The sequence below is a fragment of the Silvibacterium acidisoli genome (assembly GCA_022870745.1).
Taxonomy (GTDB): Bacteria; Acidobacteriota; Terriglobia; order Terriglobales; family Acidobacteriaceae; genus Silvibacterium.
Genome location: CP085323.1, coordinates 3680681 through 3705295 on the forward strand (window position 1 = coordinate 3680681; position 24615 = coordinate 3705295).

At 57.4% G+C, this 24615-nt stretch carries 9 protein-coding genes; 6 read left to right on the top strand and 3 right to left on the bottom strand.

Translation table 11 applies throughout. The features are described from left to right. The first annotated feature begins 213 nt into the window (after positions 1–213). Together LJD29_RS15445 and LJD29_RS15450 are read left to right on the top strand one after the other, a co-directional pair. Positions 214–1992, top strand: a complete 1779-nt coding sequence (locus LJD29_RS15445; RefSeq protein ID WP_446742444.1) for a bifunctional diguanylate cyclase/phosphodiesterase — start codon at positions 214–216, stop codon at positions 1990–1992. Between the two features lie 332 nt (positions 1993–2324). Next, a complete protein-coding gene (locus LJD29_RS15450; protein ID WP_446742445.1) occupies positions 2325–6935 on the top strand; it encodes a beta strand repeat-containing protein in 4611 nt (1536 codons plus the stop codon). A 65-nt stretch (positions 6936–7000) separates the two neighbouring features. Here LJD29_RS15450 and LJD29_RS15455 read toward each other — a convergent pair whose 3' ends face one another. The 3 genes from LJD29_RS15455 to LJD29_RS15465 form a co-directional block, all read right to left on the bottom strand. Then, entirely contained in the window at positions 7001–10489 is a 3489-nt protein-coding gene (locus LJD29_RS15455; RefSeq protein WP_446742446.1) for a glycosyl hydrolase 2 galactose-binding domain-containing protein, read from the bottom strand. 207 nt (positions 10490–10696) lie between these two features. Beyond that, positions 10697–13591: a TonB-dependent receptor gene (locus LJD29_RS15460; protein WP_446742447.1), complete on the bottom strand. Its 2895-nt coding sequence runs from the start codon at positions 13589–13591 to the stop codon at positions 10697–10699. A 281-nt stretch (positions 13592–13872) separates the two neighbouring features. After that, a complete protein-coding gene (locus LJD29_RS15465) occupies positions 13873–14985 on the bottom strand; it encodes a glycoside hydrolase family 130 protein (RefSeq protein ID WP_446742448.1) in 1113 nt (370 codons plus the stop codon). Positions 14986–15166: 181 nt separating this feature from the next. On the opposite strand from LJD29_RS15465, the gene LJD29_RS15470 reads away from it, so the two are divergent. From LJD29_RS15470 to LJD29_RS15485, 4 genes are all read left to right on the top strand, one after another. After that, positions 15167–18739, top strand: a complete 3573-nt coding sequence (locus LJD29_RS15470; protein ID WP_446742449.1) for a TonB-dependent receptor — start codon at positions 15167–15169, stop codon at positions 18737–18739. Positions 18740–18831: 92 nt separating this feature from the next. Further along, positions 18832–20007, top strand: a complete 1176-nt coding sequence (locus tag LJD29_RS15475; RefSeq protein ID WP_446742450.1) for a cellulase family glycosylhydrolase — start codon at positions 18832–18834, stop codon at positions 20005–20007. 46 nt (positions 20008–20053) lie between these two features. Continuing rightward, positions 20054–20929: a hydroxypyruvate isomerase family protein gene (locus LJD29_RS15480; protein ID WP_446742451.1), complete on the top strand. Its 876-nt coding sequence runs from the start codon at positions 20054–20056 to the stop codon at positions 20927–20929. A gap of 131 nt (positions 20930–21060) precedes the next feature. Next, positions 21061–24582, top strand: coding sequence for a TonB-dependent receptor (locus tag LJD29_RS15485; protein WP_446742452.1), 3522 nt, complete (start codon positions 21061–21063; stop codon positions 24580–24582). The last annotated feature ends 33 nt before the right edge of the window (positions 24583–24615 follow it).

The following is a 24615-nucleotide window of genomic DNA, read 5'->3' on the forward strand; positions in this document are numbered from 1 at the left end:
GTCGTTTTGCAGCAACATCAAACCTTCGTGCGCCGCATGAAAATGGGGTGATATGTAGCGTTGCATGCGTTGGGTCAATGCTCGGGTGGACCATCTATGCTTGTGAAAACGCCGCTTGTGTCCGGAAGTCGACACATTGATACATTGTTGACACATTACTGATAGCGGCGCGGGGAACAGATGCGAGGAGATATTCAGCAGGAAATCCTGGATATGATCGCCAGGGGATGCTCCGTTGCAGAAACAGCAGAGCACATTTGCCGCCACGCGGAGCGGCTTGCCCCCGGTGTCATATGTTCAGTAGTTCGCATCGATCATGAGGGCATCATTCATCCGCTTGCAGGATTGAACGTGCCCGCGGTTTACTCTGCCGCTCTGGATGGTCTGGCGATCGGCCCCTCCGTGGGCTCCTGCGGTACAGCTGCTCATTTTCGTGTACCGGTCGCCGTCAGTGATATCTTCACCGACCCATTGTGGCGTGAATACCAGTACTTTGCGGACCTGCTCTTCAGTGCAAAAGGGATCAAGGCTTGCTGGTCCAGTCCGATTCTGCAGAGTGATGGCAGGGTTCTGGGAGCCTTCGGCTTTTACTACAGAGAGAATCGCGGTCCCACCAATGAAGAGAAAACGCTAGTAGCCGAATGCATCGACCTGTGCGCCCTCGCTCTTGAACGAGAGGAAGTAAGAGCTGAGAATCACCGGCTGGCTTATTCAGACATCCTTACCGGGCTGGGCAACCGGGCGAGCTTCATGAAGACCCTGGAAGAACGCGCGGAAAGCGGCGGTGAGGCGTTCGCGATCCTTCTGCTGGATATCGATCACCTCGAGCGATTCAACCAGGCACTCGGTCATGAGGCCGGTGACCGGCTGATACGCGAAGTCGGCGAGACCTTCGCACAGATTTCCGCCCCGGCGAAAGTCTTCAGAATCGATGCGGATGAGTTCGCCTTGTTGATTGACGAAGGAGACGCGGAGCTGGCGCTATCCAGAATCAGCAGTACAGCGCTGGAGACGATTCCGAAGCTCTCCCAGAGAAGCGGCAGTTCCAGCCTGCCTCTTTCGATCAGTTGTGGCGGCGCGCTTTCCGATCAGCCAGCCCGATGTGATGTGCCGGCATTACTTCAGCGCGCTAATCTTGCCCTTCACCACGCGAAGCAGACGGCCCGGGGGACCTTCGTCCTCTATCATGAGGGCATCAGCAGCACGATCGCACACGAATTTCGTGTTCTGCAGACCCTTACCAGCGCACTTGCCGAGGACCGGGTCGAAGCCCACTATCAGCCGATTGTGAACCTCGATACCCATGAAATTGTCGGCTTGGAGGCTCTTTGCCGCATCCGCACGCAGTCAGGCCAGATTATCCAGGCCGGCCAGTTTGCGGAAGCATTGCAAAGTCTCTCCATGGGAAACTTCCTGACCGATCGGATGCTGAAGCTGGTAGCAGCCGATCTTCGGTGGTGGCTCGATGATGGAGTGCCGTTGCGCTATGTCAGCGTGAATATCTCCATGGCGGATTTTGGCAAAGGCAGCCTGCGGGATAGAGTTGCGGAAGCGTTTGCCCTTCAATGCGTGCCACTCGAGCACGTGGTTCTGGAAGTTACCGAATCGGTCTACATGGGTGAAAGCGACCACCGTGTTGCCGAAGAAATTGAGAAGCTTCGGGCCGACGGTCTGCTCGTTGCGCTGGATGACTTCGGAACCGGCTACGCATCCTTGACCCACCTGCTGAACTTCCCGGTCGATATCATCAAGATCGATAAAAGCTTCGTCGACCGGATGTCGGACGGAGGCTCAGGCGAGATCATCATCAAGGCCTTAATCGACATGGCCGACGGTCTCGGAATGCGGATAGTCGCAGAGGGCGTGGAAACAACCGATCAGGCTACGCGGTTGCAACGATTGGGGTGTAGGCTCGCCCAGGGCTACCTGTTCGGTTATCCCGCCGATCGCGAGAAGACGACCGAGATATTACGACTGGGTACGCCGCAATAATGAAAGAACATTGAATTGGCGTTCCGGCGTTTACTGACTGCGCCGTAGAAGTCTCCCGCCTTCATTTTTTGCCTGCGGCTACGCTCATCAGCATCTACCGCAAACAGTCTGCCAAGTCATGGAAATCTGATAGACAGATCCATTCCGCTGCGATATCGTTGCCCTGCAATTGGCCCCGAAGAGGCCTTTTTAAGGGAAGCGCCGACAAATCTCCGTCTGCTCCGTTTTGCGTTCCCGTTGCCTGTAGACCCTGTTCCCCAAAACTGGGATGAGGAGTCGTAGCTGGTCGATCGGCTATCGACTCTTGTTTGCGTTTCAGCCGGAGGTTCGCCATGTTGGTGGGTTCTTCTTGTAATGTCCTGCGCAAAACTGTGCATCGTCTGTTTGTGCTCTTCGCCATCATGGCCGCTGGTGCGGCAGGTTTACCGATGGCCTGGGCGGCTTCCGCCACATCCACTACCCTTGCTGTGACGAGCGCAGGAAATCCGGTTAGCTCGGTCGCCACGGGCAGCGTTGTCACTCTGACTGCGACAGTAGTCTCCGGAGGCACACCGGTCACGCCCGGCCTGGTGAAGTTCTGCAACGCATCGGCTCCCTCCTGCGTTGATGGCGCGATACTTGCCACCGCCCAGTTGAATGCCTCGGGTACGGCAAGCTACAAACTCAGACCAGGTATAGGCAACCGTAGTTACCGCGCAATCTTCGTCGGGACTACCGCTTATACAAGCAGTTCGTCACCCGTCGCCAAGCTCGCGGTTACCGGCCAATATCCGACCACAACCAGCATCGTTTCCTCCGGTTCAGCCGGAGACTACACATTGACCGCGAACGTCACCAGCCTGGGAAGTGGGACGATTGTACCAACCGGCGATGTGGCTTTTCTCGATACGACGAACGGCGATGAAAGCATTGGCACGGCAACCCTTGGAGCCTCGACGCAGGGACCGAACTTCACAAAGTTTGTAGTGACGACGAGTCCTCCGAGCATTCCGAATTTCGGGATGGCCGTGGGAGATTTCAATGGAGATGGGATTCCTGATCTTGTCGCAACCAACGGCCTGATCGGGGTTCTGCTGGGGGCAGGTGACGGAACGTTCTCGTTGTTCTCCTATCCCCCCACAGGAAGCCAGCCCGGGACTCCGGTGGTTGGAGATTTCAACGGAGACGGCATTCTGGATCTGGCTGTGCCTGAGGTTGCGGACAATACCGTCTCAATATTGTTAGGCAGCGGAGACGGCAACTTTACGCTCAAGTCTTCGCCGAGTGTCGGCAGTAACCCTTCCTCCGCGGTGGTTGGAGACTTCAATAACGATGGGAATGCTGATCTGGCCGTAGTGAACGGCAATGACAATACTTTGTCCATCCTGCTCGGCAACGGAGACGGGACCTTTACGCTTAAATCGTCGCCTGCTGTCGGGAGCAATCCGGCGTCTGTAACAGCAGGTGACTTTAATGGGGACGGCATCCTTGACCTGGCTACGGCAGATTGCGGAACTTGCCATCAGGGGTTCGGCGGCAACACGCTGACTATCTTACTGGGTAAGGGTGATGGAACCTTCACACTCAGTTCCTCACCCGAGGTCGGCTATGGTCCGAGTTCCGTCGCGGCAGGGGACTTCAACGGAGACGGAATCACCGATCTCGCAGTAACGAATTCAGATGACTATACGCTCAGCATCCTGCTCGGAAAAGGTGACGGTACCTTCACTCTGAAAACGACATTCGCTGTAGGCATTCAATCAACCAGCATCGTCGTGAACGACTTTAATGGCGATGGTGTTACCGATCTGGCTATAGCCAACTCCTACGACAGCAACTTGCAGATCCTGACAGGTAAGGGCGATGGAACATTCTCAATCATCACCACGCCGAAGATTCTTACGCCGGAGAGTCTTGTGGTTGCCGATTTCAATGGCGACGGCGCGCCGGATCTGGCCGCGCCGAGTGCCACCAACACCCCAACGATCACGGTTGTCCTGAACCGGGTTCCCCAAACAGCAACGGCGGTGCTAAGTAATATCGCCATTTCCAGCAGCGGCGGCAACGTACATCAGGTCGAGGCCAGTTTCCCGGGCAACGCAACTCTGCAGACGAGTGTTTCGGGAACGATTCCTCTGCTCTTTGAGAAGATAGCCACGACGATCCTGCTTACCGCCAGCCCCAACCCATCGCCTTTTTCCGGCGCGAACGTCACCCTGACCGCGACACTCAGCCCTTACACCGAAGCGGGCTTCATCACTGACGGAGAGACCATCACGTTTCTTGCCGGGAGTAAGGTCGTAGGGTCAGCCGCGCTTTCGTCCGGAGTAGCAACACTCAACACCACCGCAATACCTCCCGGAACGAACACCGTCACGGCTACCTTTGCTGGAGACTCGAACTTTTCAACCGCGACGAGTAATGCCGTTATGCAACAGGTAAGTGCCGCTTCCTTTCCAGCTTTTGTAGTAACGGTGGCAACTGACACTACGACAGGAACGGCCGCGAACTGCACCGGTTCGGGCTCGGCGAATTGCAGCCTCCGCGATGCCCTGGCAGCCGTGGCCGCCGCCGGAGCAGGGAACATCACCTTCGATCCATCCGTGTTCACGAGCGGACCGGCCATTGCAGTGGCCAATAATACATTAACCGTTCCCTCGAACACCATCATCACCGGACCCAATACAAGCGTCGCGATAACTCCGGACATCCTCGGTGATCCGATCTTTACCATCAATGCCGGAACTGTCAACGTGACGATTGCAAATATCTCAATTACCTCTGGTGGGTTTTGGGGGGGCGGTGGTGTTTACAACAATGGAGTCTCGACAGTTCGCAATTTCTCGGTCTTGAATGCGTACACTCAGGGGGCAGGAGTTGGCGTATACAACGATACGTCCGGAACTATTACCGTCGTAGGCTGCAACTTTTCCAACAATCAGGGAGCGGGTCTCGCAACCTATCCGGGGCTGGCTGTCGTCAATTTGGGAACCATGACGATGATAGGCACCTCTGTCAACAGCAATAGCGTCCGCGGGTCCAGCGCTCCGGGAATCTCCAACGGCGGCAACCTGACGATGATTAACAGCGGCGTCGGGGGGAACGTGATTTACGACTTCGGAGATGGAGCCGGCATCGACAACGGAGGCACGTTGAACATGACCAGCAGCTCCGTCTCTGGAAACCAGGCGCCGCTGGTAGGCAACGGGAGCGGCATCCACAACAGCGGAAAGATGACGATCACCAACAGCATCGTTTCCGGCAACAGCAATAATTTCGGTGATCCGCCAAACTCTGGCGATCCGCCTTCACAGGAAGATGATTGCGACGGTCCGGGTTGCCCGGTCAACGGAGTCGATGGGAATGTCGTTGGACCCAACGCCTCCACATCGCCGGGGGGCAATGCCCTTTGCGCGGGCCTGCTGGCGGACCTGCCTGCAGGTATTACGACTGACATCAACGGAGCCCCGCGCACATCGACCTACAGCACTCCATCAGGCAACGTCGTCTGTCTTGATTCCGGAAATACCCAGTCTGACTATGCGCTGGCCTTCACCAGCCAGCCTCCTGCGACGGTTGCTGTTAATACCAGCTTCTCCGCCGCGCTGTTATTCTCACTCAACGGAAAGCCTTATCCGTACGGAGCCTACAGCATTCCTATCGGGCTTGCGGCCCAGGACAGTGGAACTCTGAACACCGCGGCTCTCATGACTGACGGCAACGGCAATGCAGCCTCAAGCACACTTCAGGTCAACGCTGCCGGAAGCGGCGACACCCTGGTTGCAACACTTCCGATTACAACCTCGCCGCCGCCGCCCCCTTTGACTGAGGCCATCACGATCAGCGCCGTCAGTTCGCCATTTAACGTGACCGCAGACTCGCAGACCATCACCTTCACGACTCTGCCTTCGACAGCAGCGTTCGGCGCGCCGCCAATAACGCTCAAGGCAACGGCCAGCAGCGGATTAACAGTCACCTACAGTGCAACCGGTCCGGCATCCATCAGCGGAAGCACGCTCACCATCACCGGCGCTGGAACCGTGGTTGTCACCGCATCACAGGCAGGGAATGGAACATACGCAGCAGCCACCCCCATTTCGCAGACTATCGCTGTAGCACAGGCTTCCACCGCTACCGCGCTTACTTCTTCCACAGCAAGTGGCAACCAAGGGACAGCGATCACCTTCACTGCGACCGTGACCTCATCCATCAAGGCTGTTCCGACTGGCACTGTTCAGTTTCTTGACGGGACATCGGTGCTTGGCAGCAGCCAGTTAAATGCACAGGGTGTTGCGACCTATGCCACCAGCGCGATCAGCATCGGTTCGCATACTATCCAGGCTGTTTACTCTGGCGATGCGAACTTCAGCGGCTCGAGTGGAACCTTCACCCAGGTCATTATTGCATCCGGCTTTTCGCTGGCTGCTTCGCCGTCTTCGCTCTCGGTTGCGCAAGGTAAGAGCGGTCAGGTGACCATCACCCTCACTCCCACAGGCGGCTACACCGGTTCTGTGACTATAGGTTGCAGCGGCGCTCCCGCGAACGCAACCTGCACCCTTAGCCCATCGACGCTTACGGCTGACGGCTCGAATACAGCCGTCAGCTCTACGCTCACCATCGCTACGGACGTTGCCAGCAGCAGCGCCAGATCGACACCGCCCGCATCGGACGAAGGCTCAGCGCTCCGCCTCGCCTTCCTGCCTGCGGGAGTTTTCGCGATGATCCTGTTCTGGCAGAGAAAGAAACTCGGTGGCGGTATTCAATGTGTTCTATGGGCCGCGATTCTGCTCGGTGCCTGTACTGCCATCACAGCATGCGGAGGCGGCAGCATGAAGGGCTCAGGCAACCCAACCGGCCCGACAACTCCTACCACTCCGGCCGGAACATCGACACTCACTGTGACTGCGACAGCCGGCGGAGGAGAAATGTCCACAATAAATGTAGCAGTGACGGTCACACAATAAGATGGCACGAAAAGCGCGGCCAGCGATCTTTCGCTGGCCGCGTTTTTCATTCTGCCTGGTCGCTGTTAGAAGTTAATCGTCTCCTGCTTCTGATTCCAGCCGCGCATAAGCAGCCGTAGCATATTGTGCGGCAGCGAATCGGGGACCTTCACGGTTACAGTCTGTTCTTCGCCAGGCATCAGTGAGATGTAGTTGTCGTCGAAGTAGACAGGCAGCAACTCGTTGCCTTTGCTGTCTTCGAGAACGAACTTCGTCTCCAGGCTCGGGGTCGTGCCGTGATTCTTCAGCACGATCTGAATCGTTCGCTCATCTGCGTCATTCTTGTTGTCGAGCAGATGCGCCGTCGCCGAGACCTCCGCCTGTGCCATGGTGTTCAGCGCGCGATAGCCCGCCTCCGTGGCTGCTCGCCAATAGATATTGCGCGAGATCAGCTTGCCGCTGCTGTCATGCAATTCAAGGCGCACAAGCACCGTGCCGTCACCCATCAGCGATGCGAGGTCGAGACGGCCAACTACGCTGACGTTATCGGTGATCGCCGGAGCGGGATGTTCCGTATGCTGCAGCAGTTTCCCTGCGAGCGAGAAGACATCGGCGGACACGGTGGCGTTCTCGAGCGATTCACGCGTCGTGTTCACGACGGCGATGTCGTTGTTCGAGAGATCCATCTGTACGTGAAGCGGTTCGTTGGCCTTTCGCGTGGCATAGAACGAGGCCTGGGTGTCATAGTCCGAGCTGATGATTCCCCATAGCATGCTCGGCCATGCTGGCTGGGTCATCCAGAGCAGGCGGCCGCCATTCGGCGCCCACAGGTGTTGGTTGAAGCCCTCGAAGATAGCGCGATAATCCACGTAGTTCATCATCTGCGATTTGCGCACGTAGTCTTCGAGCGAATCGGACGCGCCAAGCTCCTCCTGCATCGCCTTGTTGAAGGCGTCATGCGGGTGCCAGTTGTGATAACCCCACGCATCGTCGATCGGCCACTGATCTTCCTTCGGAAGCCAGCGATGGAACCACTCAAGCGTCGGCAGCGAAGGCGTACCTACTTCGACGGCGAATCCGCGATCGAGCTTCGTGTAATAGTCTGCCGGATCTTCCCAGGAATATGGTCCGCTGTTTTCCAGGTTCACCCGATTCGAACTGGGCGTGTAGTAGCGAGTGCCGTCAAGCTCATGCGTCAACTTGATCATGCCGGTATTGATCGCTGGCTGCGGCACGCCTTCATTGCGCCCGCACCACATCACGATTGAAGGATGGCTCTGGTAGCGGCGGATCGTGTCGGCCGCATTCTTCAGGAAAAGATCCGAGTCGCCGGCTTCGGCATTCGAGTCCTGCGTCACCTCCCAGAAGTCGTTCCACACGAGCATGCCGTATTCATCGGCAAGATCGTAAAAGACCGGCTCGGTATTCTGCCCCTGCCAGTTGCGGATGATGTTTACGTTCGCCTCTTTGTCGAGACGGAAGTAAGGCTCAAGATGATCACGGCTGATGCGCTTGCGCGTATCCTCCATACCCCAGCTGCCGCCGCGCACCGCGATGCGTACACCGTTCACGCGCATTATCAGATCCGGTGTGGCGCGAGCGTCTGCAACGGGCTTTAGCGCCGGCGAGTTGTCTGCACCAGCTGCAACGGACGAAGCCCATCCGCCCGGCACCTGCCGCATGGACTCATGCGTCACCGACACGGCAGAATGCGGAGCATTGCGATCGAGCGTCGGGTCATACTCCAGCCGGCTCAGATCGCCGCGGTTGTCGAGCAGGCTCAGCTCGTAGCTGACCTCACGTACACCGAAGCGAAGGGCCTTCGTCGCTGACGTCTTGCCATCGATCGAGAACTCCGCCTTCAGGTGGTAAAGCTCGGGCTTGCCATAGCCGTTCGGCCACCACAAGCGCGGATGTGCCAGGTGCAATTGTGCGAACTTCGTTGGAGCAAGCGTTACGGTGGATTCGCCGGGAGCTGCTGTCACTTTCTCGCTGATCTCCACGCCTTCGAACTGCACATGCAGCATGCCGTCGACCGGCGTGTTGGTGCTGTTCTCAAGTGGGATCGCCAGCGTCACATCGGCCTGCGAGATATCGGGCAAGGGAAGATGCGTGACGACCTTTACGTCGCCCATGGTAACCGCATCATTCGCGACCAGGTGCACATCCTGCCAGAGACCGGTGTCGCGATCGTGCATTGGGGGAAACCAGTCCCAGCCCTCGGTCGCCATGAAGGTTGGCCCATCGAGCGCCATGGCTCCGCCGTTCAGACCGGAGCCCAGCGCGATCGACTGCATATTGGGAATACCAGGGTGAGGCGCAGGCGAGACGCGAATCGCAACCACGTTAGGGCCATCATGGCGAACGTCTGCGCCAATGTCGAAGACGCCGCGCTTGAACGCTCCAGTCATCTCGCCCAGGCTCTTGCCGTTGAGCCACACCTCTGCGTGGTAGTTCACGCCATCGAAGCGCAGCCGCAGCGAGCGATGTTCAGCATCAGCTGGAACGTTGAAAGAGGCGCGATACCAGTAGTCCTGCCTTGCAAGCTTTTCCGGAATCGCAAGGTTATCCATGCCAAAGTCCGGATCCGGATACCTGCCGTCGGCAATCATGCTGGTCAGCACCGTACCGGGAACGATGGCAGGCATCCAGCCGTGCGTGCTGAAAGACGGCGTCGAGATCTCTTCGCCCGATGCAGTTACCTCAGGCGCCTCGCCAAGCATCCAGCCGCCGGAGAGTACCCAGTCACCATCGCCATCCGCCTGCAACGTAGTCTTCGACGCTGGTGGAGCGCTCAAAACCGGTTTGCTGAAAGGTGCTTTCACAGCCGGACGCATCGATGGATCCTGCGGAGCAACATTGCCTACATACTGAATCGTCTGGATTGGCCACGGCTTCGAGGCGTCTTCGAAAGGAAGCAGTTCGAAGTCCGGCCGAGAATGAAACAGGGCGGCAATCTCATTGCTGCTGATTTCACCGGGCCGCAGCGACAGCTCCGCAATGCGTCCGCCGAAGTGTGGACACACAAGCTGCGCGCAGGCGGGCTCGACAGGTGCAAGCTCCAGGGCGTTTCTCACTTTATCCGCGTGCAGAGGCAGGGAGCCGATAGCCGCCCCGTCGATGAAGAACGTGACCCTGGAACTGCCGTAGGTGGCAGCCAGCAAATGCCATCCGTGCGTCAGCGGTGCCGAAGCGCGAATCTGATCGCGCGCGCTAAGCCGCAATGCCGGTTTGCCATCGGAGAGCACGAACAGGCGCGAGTCCGCATCGCTGGGTAGACCGACGCCCGCGATGGCCACATCGTTCGACGTACCAGGTTCCACCTCGACCCACGCGCTCAGCGTCCACGCCGCTTCCGGTTTCAGTACCGGATCAGCCTCGGGCAGCGGCTTCGTCAGCCCGATACCGCCGCGAAGAACATTTGCGCTATACGGACCGTACTGCGCCGGGGTCACCGACGTCATGCCCGGGTAATGCGGGTCCGGGACAAACGGCTCGAACTGCGCACGAACCGGCAGGGAGAGTGAGACCGCGGCAAAGGCCGCCAATAGAAGCTGTGCACTCCGATGATTCAACTTGGGAACTCCTTGTTGCTGCGAAGACAGAAATGGCCGCGCGTGCGAGCCAGCGAAGGGTGCAGGTGATCCGGGAAACGTCGAGCACTGCGCACTGCCCTTGAACATCGACGTTCAAGGACAATTTTATTGGCTTTTCGCGGATCGTGTCGGCGCGGTCGCGCCCCAGAGGACGGGAGGGATGGCATCCCTCCCGAATTGCGGTGCTTAAAAGCGGAAGAACAGATCGAACCGGACAGTGCGGTTGGCCGATGACGGGCCGGTGAAAGTACTGGCGAGCGCGGTGGATTCGCCGAAGAGCGGGGAACCAAGCACACCGACGGGCTGCGCAAGGTTCACCATGTTGAAGATGTTTGTAGCGCCAGCGGAAAGCCCCAGGTTGTACTTCCGCTCGATCTCTTTCTTAACCGGTTTAGCCGGCGTCGCAGCCTTGGCATCCTTCGCGGCCCCCGCTTTCGCCGCAGGTGCGGGCGCTGGAGGATTTTCGTCGGGAAGCTTCGGGCCAAAGCTGAAGAGCTTGGTAACGCGCAGGTTGGCCTGGAAGAAATTCGGGCCCTTGCCGTAGTTGATCGGAATGATCTTCTGGCCGGTGATCGGATCGGCATCGAAGTTTCCCCACTTCGTGCGATAGACACTGGCCCGGGTCAGATCGGTGGCAAATGCCGGGCGATCGTTGAACTGCGTATCCCCGTTGAGGTCCTGACCTACGGTGATATTGAAGGGTGTGCTCGAGTTGTACATCAGGAAGGGGCTTATCTGGAACTGCCCCGGCAGCCTGAAATAGCCGAAGAGGAAAGCGCGATTGCGAATGTCCTCTGCGGCGCGGCCGTAATCCAGGTGAAGATCGTACTGATCAGAAGGAAAACTGGTGACGCCGGAGGTGTTGGCGTCCCGCTTGCCCAGCATGTAGAAGGCATAAACGCCCATCTTCTTGCCCTGAACGCGGGCGTTCAGGAAGAAGCGGTTCGTAGAAGACGCACCCTCCGACTCGTACTGATAGATGTTCTCATTGCTGCCAAGCGGACGCGTGCCGCTGGTCGGGTCATCCGGGTTATAGGTGCCAGGCATCGGTGCGTTGATGTTGCGCGTGAGGTACAGATGCACGCCGCGCTGATACAGGTAGTTTGCCGAGATCGAGACGTGCTTGCCGATGGGCTTGTCCATGCTGAAGCCCCCAACGGAAACATAAGGTGCGCGCAGAAACGGATTGATACTGAAGATGGTCGGCGAGCTATCCGTGTCTCCGGTGCAGTTTGCCGGATCGGAACTGCAGGTGCCGGGATAGAAGTTAGGGGAATTTACTGAGATACCCACCTGGTCGATGCCGTTCTGGCGTTTTGCTTCAAGCACGTTGGTCGAAGCAAAGCGCGTGTAGAACAGTCCGTATCCGCCACGGAAGACCGCGATCGGCGGTTTGTTTTTGCCGCCATTGATGGAATAAGAGGCTCCGAAGCGCGGTGCGAAGTCGGCATGGTCGGAGATCTGTGTCTGCGTCTCGTAACGCATGCCATAACTGACTGTGAAGTTCGGACGCACCTTCCAGGTATCTTCGGCATAGATTCCGGCGTCGAGCACCGAGACTACGATGCCCGGCGTGCCGTGCGTCTGCGAGAACAGGCTGGCGCCGCCGCCGTTGGCCCGTATCTGCGCCCAGGTGAGGTTATTCTTTAGTCCCTGCAGCGTCGCCTGGTATGCGCCGATCGATGCAAAGGTGAAGTTGCCATTGAAATTCGATGTCGAGACATTCGCGTCGCGCACATCGCGGATGCGGGCTCCAAGATTGAACTCGTGGTTGCCGTGCTCGATCTGCAGATAGTCCTGGAACTCGTAGTGGTCCTGATTATCGCGGTTGATGCCTGTATTGTTGCCTCCGCCGGTGAATCCGCCCTGAACGGTGATGGTGGGCGTGAAGTCGACAGGGTTCTGGTTGTTGCGGTCGCGAATGTATTGGAAGCGGGTCTCATTCACAATGTGCGCGCCATACATCTGCGTATCCGCAAACTGCAGTACCTGCTCGGTCTGGTCACTGTTGTAAGCCTGCGAGGCAAGCGCAAACTGCCCGATACCTGCATTCGATGCGGTACTGCGCTGCAGGGAATAACGGAGGCTGATCGTCTGCACCTTGCCGGCCTGAAAGTCGATGCGAGGATTCACCGTGACCATGTTGGTCGGCGAGGTCACAGCCTGAGTAAAGGTGGTCTGGTTAAGGTTGGAATCGAGCACCACAGCGTTTACAACAGAATCATTGATGGCATGCTGATTCTGCACGCCCGCGAAGAACGATGTGAACTTGTTGATGGGCCCGTTGACATCGCCGTCGAGCATGTAGGAGTAGTAAGGCGGCTGATTAGCGACGAAGGGGTTCTGCGTATTAAGAGCCGAGTCATTGCCCTCGACCCATAGTTCGCCGTGAAGCTTGTCCGTACCGGGCTTGGTGAAGATCTCGATACGTCCAAAGCCAAGTGCGTCGTACTGCGCGGAGAACGGATTCTGATTGATGCGAATCTCACGAATCGAGGACTTGGGCGGCATCTTGCCGCCGGAGAATCCATCGACATAAAACTGCGTGCCGCCGTCGGGATTCGCGCCGGCTACTGCCTGTAGCTGATCCTGCAATTCGGTGGGGTCGTTCGAGAGCGCATCGAGATCGGCGCCCTTGATTACGATTGCTCCTCCGTTCTTTTCAGGGCTGGTATCGAGGCCCGAGTCGGTGACAACCGTCTCCTGTTGTTGCACCTCGATCTGCAGAGTGATGGCCTGATGTAGAACCTTGCCCGCCGAGATCTCGACACCATCGATGACGGTCGCGCGGAAGCCCGGCGCGTTTGCCTCAAGCGTATAGTTGCCGGGCGCGAGACCGGAGATGGTGTAATGCCCCTGGTCGTCAGTGGCGGCGCTGGAAACAGCAACACCAAAGTGCTTCGCCTGGACATCGGCACCGGGAATCAATGCGCCCGATGGGTCCACTACTGAGCCTGAAATGATGCCGGCAGGGCTGGGGCTGGTTATCTGAGCGTAGGCAGTCGCCTGAAAACCCAGCAGCAGGATGATCGCAAAACAGATGCGGCACAGAACAGAATACGAGCGGCAAATCTGAGGCATAGGAGTGCGATTTGCTCCTTTGTCGAGCAGTGGGTTTTGTAACTTGGCTTACATGACGATCGGAACACGCAGGTAGCCGCATTCCCTGGCATTGCAAAATCAGTGGACAATGCCGAGGTCTTCGCGCTTCCTATCTGACGAATCAGATAGGAAAATCGCTCCTGTAAATTTCAAAAATATAAGTAATTCATTCCGCAACGGGATAGTTGAGTGCCCGAACAAACTGCGGGAGGGCTTACTTCACCGCAATTTGTCCCGGCAATGGCAAGGATGTTCCTGTTTCATTGACCGCTGAATACAACTCCCACAAACGAATCCGCACAGCCATAGTAGGCAAACCACTTCTGGTGGAAGTAAACCAGGCTCTCTATAAATGTAGTTCCCGCTGCGTACTGGCCGCTGCGTTCGAATGGCATCTTCGGAGTAAGAAATGGAGTGTCGTTGCGATGTAGAAGCTTCTCGGGATGATCTGCAGAAAAGAGTGCCTGCCCCGTCGAATAAGTTCCAGCCTGCAGCGATTTATCTCCGTCGGTATCGGAGTTTTTGCCATTGTAGAGAAGCAGGATGCCATCCTTAGTCAGCAGCGGAGGCGCGCCCACTTCAGGCAGGGCACTGTCAAACTTTCCCGAACGCGTCGCGAGTAACAACAGTGGTGTGCCGCTCTTATCTTCCACCGGAGTCCAGTGGATCAGGTCGGTCGAAGAAGCAAGGCCCACCTTCACCTCACCCCAGTACATCCAATACTTGCCGTGAATGCGCGCAGCCACCAGGTGCCCATCTTTGAGTTGTGTCACAATGCCTGCGGATTTGTACTTGAGTGACGCATATTTGCCGCTTGTACCAAATGCAGGCCCGTACTTTGTCCAGTGCGTCAGATCTCTGGATGTGGCTACTCCAACGGAGTAAGTCTGGCGATTCCATTGCGTGTAAGTCAGCACATACATGCCATCTTCTGTCTCCGCAATACGCGGATCTTCTACGCCGCCAGGCCATTCGCGCGACTTCTGCCCATCGTTCGCGGGGTAGAAGACCGGTTCGGACATCTGCTTGAAATGAATGCCATCGTCGCTCTCAGCCATGCCCAGCCGCGAAGTGTGTTCGCCGATGGCCATCGTTCCGCTGTTATCTTCCGCGCGATACAGCACAATCACTTTGCCATTTCGCACCACGGCTGCTGGATTGAAGGTGTGCAATGCCTCCCAGTGAACCGGCTTTTGCGTAATCGGATCGGTGAAGGTCGCTTCCGGCTGTGGCTTGATGATGGGATGGCTATCCGCCGGCCGTTCGAAGGGACCAAGCATCCACTGCTCTTTCGGTGTCTGTGCCAGGGCAAGATTCGCAGAATAGAACATGAACAGAAATGCAGCGAGCGCGGTGCGTCGATATTCAGGCATGGAAGCCAGCTTAATATGCGCGCGGAAAAGCAGCAAAATCGACGTGAGGTACCGGTTCCTGAAATCTGGCGCGGGAAACGAAGTTAACTATCTCGTTAATTATGAGAGGTCAACAATGGATACTTGACAGCTGATTACCGAGAGGTCTAAAAAGGCTCCCCAATTGAACAGGAGGGGCTCTGTGAGCGCACTGCCCGAAGTTGCTGAACGGGGTTGGATACCCCTGCGCCTTGTAGAATCGCTACGCTTTTTCACATCGTTTCACCGCAACCTGTGTCGAAGTCTGGTCTTCTGTGCACTCGTGCTTGCGGTTGCGGTGCCAGGTTACTCGCAGGCCACCAACGGAACCATCAACGGCACGCTCAGCGACCAAAGCGGAGCCGTTGTAGTTGATGCGAAGGTAACTCTCACAAACATTGGTACATCGGACTCAAGAACCTCCCAGACCAACTCTGCGGGCTTCTACCAGTTCATCAACCTGCCTCCGGGAAATTACAAAATCACAGCGGAGAAAGAAGGCTACAAGCAGCTTATTCGTCAGCCTGTCGTTCTACAGGTCGCGTCCACTCTGCTGGTCGATCTCTCGCTGGCTGTAGGCAGCAACACGCAGCAGGTCGTGGTGACAAGCGGCACGCCGCTGATCCAGGCAGAGAGCGCAACGCTCGGCGCAGTGGTCGATCAGCGCCAGACAACCGAGATGCCGCTCAACGGTCGTAATCCTATGAGCCTCGTCGCCCTCGTGCCTGCTGTGGTGCCGCAAGGGCAGTCGCAGCAGACGCCGACAGGTAGCAATCCCTTCGGCTGGGGCAACTATCAGATCGGCGGCGGCTTCGCCAACCAGAGCGTGACGTATCTGGATGGTGCGCCCGTCAACACCGAATACATCAACGCGACGGCGCTCATTCCGACTCAGGACTCGCTGCAGGAATTTCGCGTGATGACCAACAACCTGCCGCCTGATTACGGCCGGCTTGCAGGCGGAGCCATCCAGTTCCGCACCAAGTCAGGAACAAACACCCTGACCGGAAGCGCATGGGAGTACATTCGCAACAAGGTGCTGAATGCGAACACCTTCTTCGGCAACCAGGCACATCTGCCTAATCCCGCCTTCACGCAGAACCAGTTCGGCTTCAATGTTGGTGGTCCGGTTTACATCCCGCACGTCTACGACGGGCATAACAAGACATTCTTCTTCGTCAACTGGGAAGGTTTCTCGCTGCGGCAGGGAATCACTTACACAACCACCGTTCCCACGGCGGCAGAGCTGACCGGCAACCTGTCGGATCTCGGCACCACGATCTACGATCCGACGACGACATGCGGTGTCGCGGGAGGGCCTGCCTGCACAGGCAATCAGAAACAGTACGATCGCCAGCCCTTTGCCAACGCAACGATCCCGGTGAACCGTCTCAATCCGACTGCGCTGGCCTATCTCAAGATGTTCTTTCCAGCTCCCAATCTGGCGGCGGCTCCGGGTACGCCAAACTACACCACCACCGGGAGCAGCGGCGGGAACAACTATGAAACGGTCGTGCACATCGATCACAACCTGTCGTCGAAGCAGCATCTCTCCGGACGCTACACCTACTGGGAAAACACCAACCTGCCGACGGACGCTTTCAACGGAATCTGCGAAGACCGTTGCGGCGAGCAGTTCACAACTAACAGCGTCGTCATCTCAGACGATTATGCTTTCAGCAGCAAGACCCTCCTCGACGTTCGCGTGAGCTACCTGCGTTTCGTCTACGGGCGCACAGCGCTGCTTAACAAGTTCGACGTAACCAGCATTGGCCAGCCGGCCGCGCTGCAGTCACAAATCGAATACCCTGGGCCTCCAGTGATGGTGATCACTGGTTTCGATCCTTCGGGAATTTTCAATAGTGCCGGTGCTGACAGCACCATTCACAACGCAACTGACGACGATCGTATTTCCGGCAACCTCACCAAGTTCGTCGGCAATCACACGCTCACCTTCGGCGGCGAATATCTGCGTGCCACCTTCAACTATGTGCAGACCAACCAGTCGGCGGGTCTGTACGACTTCACCCCTGGCTTCACTTCTCTGAATGGTCTTACCGGAGGTGACGGCCTCGGCCTCGCATCGTACATGCTCGGTTATCCATCGGGCGGCAACATCAACTATGCCCAGCCGCTTGCTGCTGAGCAGCTTTATCCCGCGGTGTACGCCAACGACAACTGGCGCATCGGGAGCAAGCTCACATTGCAGCTTGGTGTGCGCTGGGAGAATACCCGTCCCTTCACCGAACGCCACAATTGGCTGAGCTACTTTGACTATGGCGCCGAGAATTCTGTGCTCGCAAACGCAGGCATTCCCAATGTTCCGGGCCAGGTTGGATTAGTCGATTCCAGCACCCGCAAATCACGTCTGCCGATCGACAACGATCTGATGCAGTTCTCACCGCGAGTCGGCCTCTCATATCAAGCCATGCCTAACACTGTCTTCAGTGCCGGCTATGGCATCTTCTGGCTGCCAAACGATCTCACCGGTCTGCCTTACTCCGACCCTGTAACATCTTCGACCACCAACGTCCCCTATACCAACAACGGCGGACTTACACCGGCTGTAACCATCGACAACCCCTTCCCGAATGGAATCGTGCTGCCTGTACTGCGCGGAGCGAACTTCCAGAGCACGCTGCTTGGTTCGGGAAACAACTACTACTACACGAAGGACCCTTACGCGTACACTCAGCAGTTCAATGCGGGAGTACAGCAGCAGATCGGGAACAGTTTCATGTTCAGCATCATCTACGGCGGAGCGAAGGGAACGCATCTGCCGATCGGAGGTCTGAACATGGACACGCTGCCCCATCAGGACATGGCACTGGGAAGCGCACTCGTGAACAATGTAGCCAATCCCTACTACGGACAGATCAGCTCCGCATACAGCCTCGGGTCCGCAACGATTCCTGCGGGGCAACTTCTCCTTCCTTTTCCCGAGTACTCGTCGGCGGGAATCATGGCTGCGAACTTCGGCAGCTCCACGTATCACTCGTTGCAGCTGACAGCGCAGCAGCGATTCGCGAGAGGTGCATCGATCAACGCGTCTTACACCTGGTCGAAGCTGATCAGCAATGCCGATACGCAGACGACATGGCTTGAATCGTCTGTGCCCGGCATTCAGGACCCACGCAACCTGCAGGGTGAGAAGTCGCTCTCTGCAAACGATGCTGCGCAACGCCTGGTCGTAAGCTACGTCTACGATCTTCCCGTGGGTCACGGACAACGCTTCCTGGCAAACTCGCCGGGCTGGGTGAATCAGATCGCCGGTGGCTGGGGTGTCGGTGGTGTGACCACGCTTATGAGCGGCTTTCCGCTGGGCTTCGGCACGGCGCAAAACCTGACCCAATCCTTTGGTGGCGGATCGCGGCCGAATTACGTTTCCGGCTGTCAGAAGAGGGTTGAGGGAAGCGCCCAGGCTCGTTTGAACGAGTGGTTCAACACCGCGTGCTTCGCGCAGCCTGAGGCGTTTACCTTCGGCGATGAACCTCGTCTCGATCCGCAGCTTCGTGCGGCTGGCGTAGCCAACTGGGATGCTTCCGCATACAAGACCTTCCCGCTCGCACACAGCGGACTGGTCAACATGCAGTTCCGTGCGGAAGCCTTCAACCTCTTCAACCGCGTACAGTTTGGTTATCCCGGCCTCACCCAGGGCGCGTCGAACTTCGGTATCGTGAACACGCAGTTGAACAATCCTCGACTGTTGCAATTCTCCATGCGCTTCAATTATTGATGGCTGAGACCACGGCAGGCGAGTCCCTCGCCTGCCATGGTCCCGGGCATTCGCACTTGCGTTCCATCCGCCGCTCAAGTAGAACGGTGCGGATGGCTCCCAACGACTCCACCAGACGCCGTAACCTTCGCCGCATATCTGTTGCCCTGCTGTTTCTCACTGTCTTAACCGCCGCACCTCTGATTTCGAATGCTCAACGCTCCCGCTGGACTGAAGAGCGGGCCAATGCCTGGTATGCGAAACAACCCTGGCCTGTCGGCAGCAACTACCTGCCCGCCGACGCAATCAACCAACTCGAAATGTGGCAGGCCGATACCTTCAACCCGAAGGAAATCGACCGCGAGCTCGGCTGGGCTGAGAGCATCGGAATGAACACCATGCGCGTCTTCCTGCATGATCTGCTCTGGCAGCAGGATGAAGCCGGTTTCAAACAGCGCATCGACACCTTTCTCACTATCGCCGCGAAGCATCACATCAAGCCCGTCTTCGTCCTCTTCGATTCCTGCTGGGACCCCATGCCAAAGCTTGGACCGCAGCATCCGCCGATTCCAGGCGTACACAATTCCGGATGGGTGCAGAGCCCCGGACGCGCCATGGCCGATCCCGCGGAGTATCCAAGGCTGAAAACTTACATTCATGGAGTAGTTGCCGCCTTCGCCAACGATGACCGCATCCTCGCATGGGATGTGTGGAACGAGCCCGGCAATACAAACAGCGGCTCTTACGGCAAGCTCGATCCTCCGAACAAGGAAGAGCTCGTGCTCAAGCTGCTGCCGCAGGTCTTCGAGTGGGTTCGTTCTGCCAATCCATCGCAGCCGCTCACCAGCGGCATATGGGGAAGCGAGGATTGGAGCTCCATTGATAAGATGACTCCCATTGAGCAGGTGCAGTTCAAGGAGTCCGACATCATCTCGTTCCACAACTACGGGTGGCCGGAAGTGTACGAGCGCAAGGTGCATGAGCTGCAGCAGTACCATCGCCCGATCATCTGCACGGAGTATATGGCGCGCGGTGCCGGCAGTACCTTCGACACCATTCTGCCCATCGCAGAGAAGAATCGCGTAGGCGCCATCAACTGGGGCTTTGTTGCGGGCAAGTCGCAGACCTACCTGCCCTGGGATTCATGGAGGCATCCGTATACACAGGAAGAACCGCCTGTCTGGTTTCATGATGTCTTCCATCCGGATGGAACACCGTATCGCGTTCGCGAGACGGAGATCATCCGTCAGCTCACTCAGCAGGCGGCAGCGCAGCCGGCTTCAAACTAACACTTCACTGTTTCAATTTGTATTGTTTGCCGAAAGGATCGAATTAATGAATCGCCGCCATTTTCACAAGCTCGCTGCCGGTGCAGCCCTGGCTTACGCTGCCAGAAACGCATGGTCACTGCCTGCCGCTGCCGGACCGAAGTTCTCCGTCATGCTGTGGACGCTGACAGGGAAAACATCGTTCGACAATGCATTGAAGATCGTTGCCGATGCAGGCTACCAGGGCATCGAGTTGACCGGGCAGTTCCAGAAGTGGAGCGACTCCGAAACGCAGCAGTTCCTCAAACGAATCCAGTCACTGAATCTGTTAGTAGACTCCATGAGCGGCTTGCGCGCAGGCTTCTGCGTGCCGTCGGAGTCGGATGTATTCCTTAAGCAATTTCAGGAACACATCGATTATGCGGTGAAGCTCCATTGCCCGCAAGTGATCCTGCTCTCAGGCAAGCGGGACGCATCGATGTCTGTCGATCAGCAGAAGCAGGTCTCGGTAGAAAATCTGCTGAAGGCCTCCGACATCGCAGCCAAGCACGATATCGAAATCGTCATCGAGCCCATCGACCCGCTGGAGAATCCAACCATCTTCCTGCAGACCGTGACAGACGGCTTCTCAATCGCGCGGGCAGTGAATCGCCCCAACGTAAAAGTGCTCTACGACTTCTACCATGAGCAGCGCGCCTTCGGAAACCTGATCGAGAAGTTAGACAAGAATATCGACCTGATCGGCCTTGTCCATATTGCAGACGTCCCCGGCCGCAATGATCCCGGAACCGGTGAGGTCGACTACAACAATATCTACCGCAAGTTAGCCTCACTCCATTACAAGCGTTACATCGCCATGGAGTTCTATCCGACTACCGAGCCGGTGGCTGCGCTCAAAAAAGCGCGGCTCGACGCAGAAAAAGCTTTTGCTACAAACGCCTGATTTTTTGGCAGTTATTAGGCGCGCAGTCATTTCCGATGCGCGCCGGTTATCAAAAGAATAAAGAGGTCCAGGCTCCCCCTCCAGAACCAGCCGCATCCTAGTTGCGGTTGTACGACTTCTGGAGGCAACGAATGCAACGCCATCTCAGCTGCGCCTGGCGCGCATGGACGAGCCTGTCTGTTCTGGCTATCTTCACGGTACTTTTCAACCTTCCTCTCCACGCACAGTTCAACGGGCATCTTGCCGGAACCGTCACGGATACAACCGGCGCTGTCGTAAGTGGTGCGACCGTTAAGCTGACGAACGAAGGCACAAACGTTGGCAAGACTGCCACTACCAATGCCTCGGGTTATTACAGTTTCAATGAGCTCGGTCCGGGATCATACACCGTTGAGGTCTCCGCGAGTGGTTTCAAAGGTTCCACGTTGAATCACATCGGCCTCGCCGGGGAGGCTGCACGCAACGTCGATGTAAAACTCGAAGTCGGCGGAAGTGCACAGACCGTGACCGTAAATGGAAGCGATGTGCCTGCATTGCAGACATCGGATGCCAACATCAGCGGCTCCATCGACAACCAGCAGCTGCAGCGCATCCCTGCATACGGACGCGATCCCTACGAACTACTCCGTCTTACACCTGGCATCACCGGTGACGGCGCACGCGCTTCCAACGGACAGAGCGTCTTCCTTCCGAACGGCGCGGGCCCGGGCGGATCGAACTCCGGCATCTTCCAGACAGAGAATCAGGTACAGATCAGCGCTAACGGCCAGCGCATTGGCGATAACAACTTCCTGGTCGATGGGGTAAGCGTAAACAGTCTCTCGCATGGCGGCGCAGCAGTCGTCACGCCTAATATTGAAGCGGTCGGAAACATCACGGTAATCAGCAGTGCGTATTCGGCAGAGTACGGGCGCAACACCGGCGCACAGATTCTCACTACCACTCAAAGCGGTACAAACGGCTTCCACGGCAGCAGCAGCTTTACTTATGATGAGCCGGGACTCAATGCCTACAACAAGTACGGCGGTCCGTCTGAGCAGCCCACCGTGCGCGTGCAGAACAAGGAGCGCAACTGGGCCGCGGGCGTTGGCGGACCCATCATCAAGAACAAGCTCTTCCTCTTCGCTTCATACGAGGGGTTCAAGGAAAACAACCCGACATACGAATCGCAGTTCATCGAGACGCCACAGTTTCGCTCGCAGGTAGCGGCGCTTGGTGGAGTATCGGCCGGTATCGCCAGCGCATCGGGTGAAGTGCCTCGCGTCAATGCGTATCTACCTGTCAATTGCGGCGTAGCATCTGCGACGCAGGTAGCCACTGTCGTGACGGGCAATCCCGCCGCATATCCGACCACGCAGTATCCCTGTAATGCCGTCGCTGGCGGCCTCGACTTCGGCTCTCCATTTGCCGGAGGCACAGGCGTCTACGTTCCCACTCCACCTACGGGTGTGACCACAGCGTATTCGTCGATCGGCGGCGGCCTCGACAATGTTCCGGACGTGCAATACGCGCAGCTGCTTCTGCCGTCGCGAGCACGCGGCAACCAGTTCAATGCACGCGGCGACTGGTATATCACTCCCAAGGATCAGCTTGCGGGCATCATTTACGTTACGAAGCTCGACAACTTTCAGGCTGGCGGAGCGACCGGTTCGCGTGCCGATGGTGACGTGCCCTTCAAGCCACTTAATTCGGCGCTGACCGCAATCTACATTCACACCTTCGGACCGAACACGATAAATGAGTTCCGCGCCAATGCGACACGCTTTACCGATAACGGCGTGAAGGACTCTGCTGGCGTCGTGAACTGGGGCATTCCATACATCAATATCCAGGGCATGTCCTTTGACGGAACCAACGACATCAACTACGGCCCCGCAGCAAGCTCGACCTCACCCGCTATCTTCGCCGAGAACACCTACGAAGTTCGCGACATGGTGACACACACCATCGGCACGCATACATTCCGCATGGGCTTCGAATATCGCCTCGAGCAGGACAACGACAACCTCGCGGGTGACGCACGACCCACATACGCCTTCAACGGCATGTGGTCGTTCGCAAGCAGCACGCCAGACTACGAAGCCATTTACGCCGATCCTTCTACCGGTGGTACGCCAAACACTGCGCGATACCTCTGGGATCACTACTATGGCGCATTCCTCCAGCATGACTGGAAGGTCTCGCAGAACCTGACCCTCAACACCGGCCTGCGCTGGGAGTACTTCGAGCCTCTCTACAATCACGGCTTCGAAATCAATTACCCGACGCTCGGCCCTGCAGGCAATGAGCTTGCCGGAGCCACGCTGCTGCCGCGCAATCATCTCTGGAACTCGCAGTACAACAACTTCTCGCCGAAGCTCGGCTTCGCTTACACGCCGCCCAACATGGGCGACAAGATGGTCATCCGCGGTGGCTTCGCAATGGCCTATAACCGTCTTCCGGTAGCGCTTTTCAATAACGCAATCGAGAACGGCCCCGGCTTCTTTAACTACTCTCTGTGCTGCGCCACCACTTCGCCGGATACAGGCGCAGGCATCGTGCAGTACCAGACAGGCAGCAGCACCTCGCCATACAGCTATGCGGCAAACTCTTCGCTGATCACGCAGGTCAATGCGAATGGCTTGCCCGTAACCAGCACCGGAGCCTTCATTCCGATCGAAGTCTACGGCGCGCAACAAAACCTGAAGACTCCTTACAGCTATCTCTACTCGCTCGAAGTGCAGCGCGAACTGCCATGGGACTTCGTCGCTACTGTCGGCTACCAGGGCAGCACCGGCCGCCACTACACGCGCCTCGTCAACCAGGAATTTCTGTACGACAACACCAATTCGCCCTTCACGCAGGGCGCATACTTCGCACAGAGCGATTCCAACGAGTACTACAACGGCATGAACCTGCACCTGTCGAAGCGCATGCGCCACGGCCTGCAATTCGATGCGGTCTACACATGGTCGAAAGCCATGGATCAGGTTTCAAATGGCGACCAGGCAGACTCCGCGGCGAACCAGACAGATCCTGCAGACAATCGCACCGAGCTTGGTCCGTCGGACTACGACATACGCCATCGTGTCACCGTGAGCGGCGTGTGGACGATTCCCGGCACGCATGGCAACGGTATTGTCAGTTCCTTCACCAATGGCTGGCAGATCAACGGTGTCTGGACCTGGCACACCGGCTTTCCATTCACGCCCGTTACCTACAACCTGCATGGAGTGCCGTCGGTTGAGAACGCTTCGGTCGTCACTCCGGTTCGTCCCCTCGGCTACTACGGAGGCGCGCGCACGGGCTGCGACAATTCGCTCTTCGAGCCGGGCGCGGGCAACGCTTTTGCAAACGGAGGATCGAGCTACTTCAACATCACGCCGCCCCCGGGTGGAGCAGGTACCAACCCAGGCATCGGCCGCAACTCCTTCCGCGGCCCCTGCTACCAGGACACTGACATCAGCGTTGCCAAGGAGCAGAAGATCAAGTGGCTCGGAGACGCCGGCATGGTGCGCTTCCAGGCTAACTTCTACAACATGTTCAACAACCTCAACCTCACGCCCTTTACCTTCTCGACCAATGCCACCATCGTCGAGAACGCGCAGTTCGGCCAGGCACAGTCTGCCTCGGCTGGCCGCGTGATTGAGTTCCTCGGGCGATTCCGCTTCTAGCGTGGAGGTTTGTCTCAGCAAGTTGTGCTCCGG

What these genes read in the sequence shown, in the direction of transcription:
- LJD29_RS15445 (WP_446742444.1), top strand. Translation starts at nt 214, where the DNA reads ATGATCGCCAGGGGATGCTCCGTTGCAGAAACAGCAGAGCACATTTGC.
- LJD29_RS15480 (WP_446742451.1), top strand. Translation starts at nt 20,054, where the DNA reads ATGAATCGCCGCCATTTTCACAAGCTCGCTGCCGGTGCAGCCCTGGCT.
- LJD29_RS15475 (WP_446742450.1), top strand. Translation starts at nt 18,832, where the DNA reads ATGGCTCCCAACGACTCCACCAGACGCCGTAACCTTCGCCGCATATCT.
- LJD29_RS15460 (WP_446742447.1), bottom strand. Translation starts at nt 13,591, where the DNA reads ATGCCTCAGATTTGCCGCTCGTATTCTGTTCTGTGCCGCATCTGTTTT.
- LJD29_RS15465 (WP_446742448.1), bottom strand. Translation starts at nt 14,985, where the DNA reads ATGCCTGAATATCGACGCACCGCGCTCGCTGCATTTCTGTTCATGTTC.
- LJD29_RS15450 (WP_446742445.1), top strand. Translation starts at nt 2,325, where the DNA reads ATGTTGGTGGGTTCTTCTTGTAATGTCCTGCGCAAAACTGTGCATCGT.
- LJD29_RS15485 (WP_446742452.1), top strand. Translation starts at nt 21,061, where the DNA reads ATGCAACGCCATCTCAGCTGCGCCTGGCGCGCATGGACGAGCCTGTCT.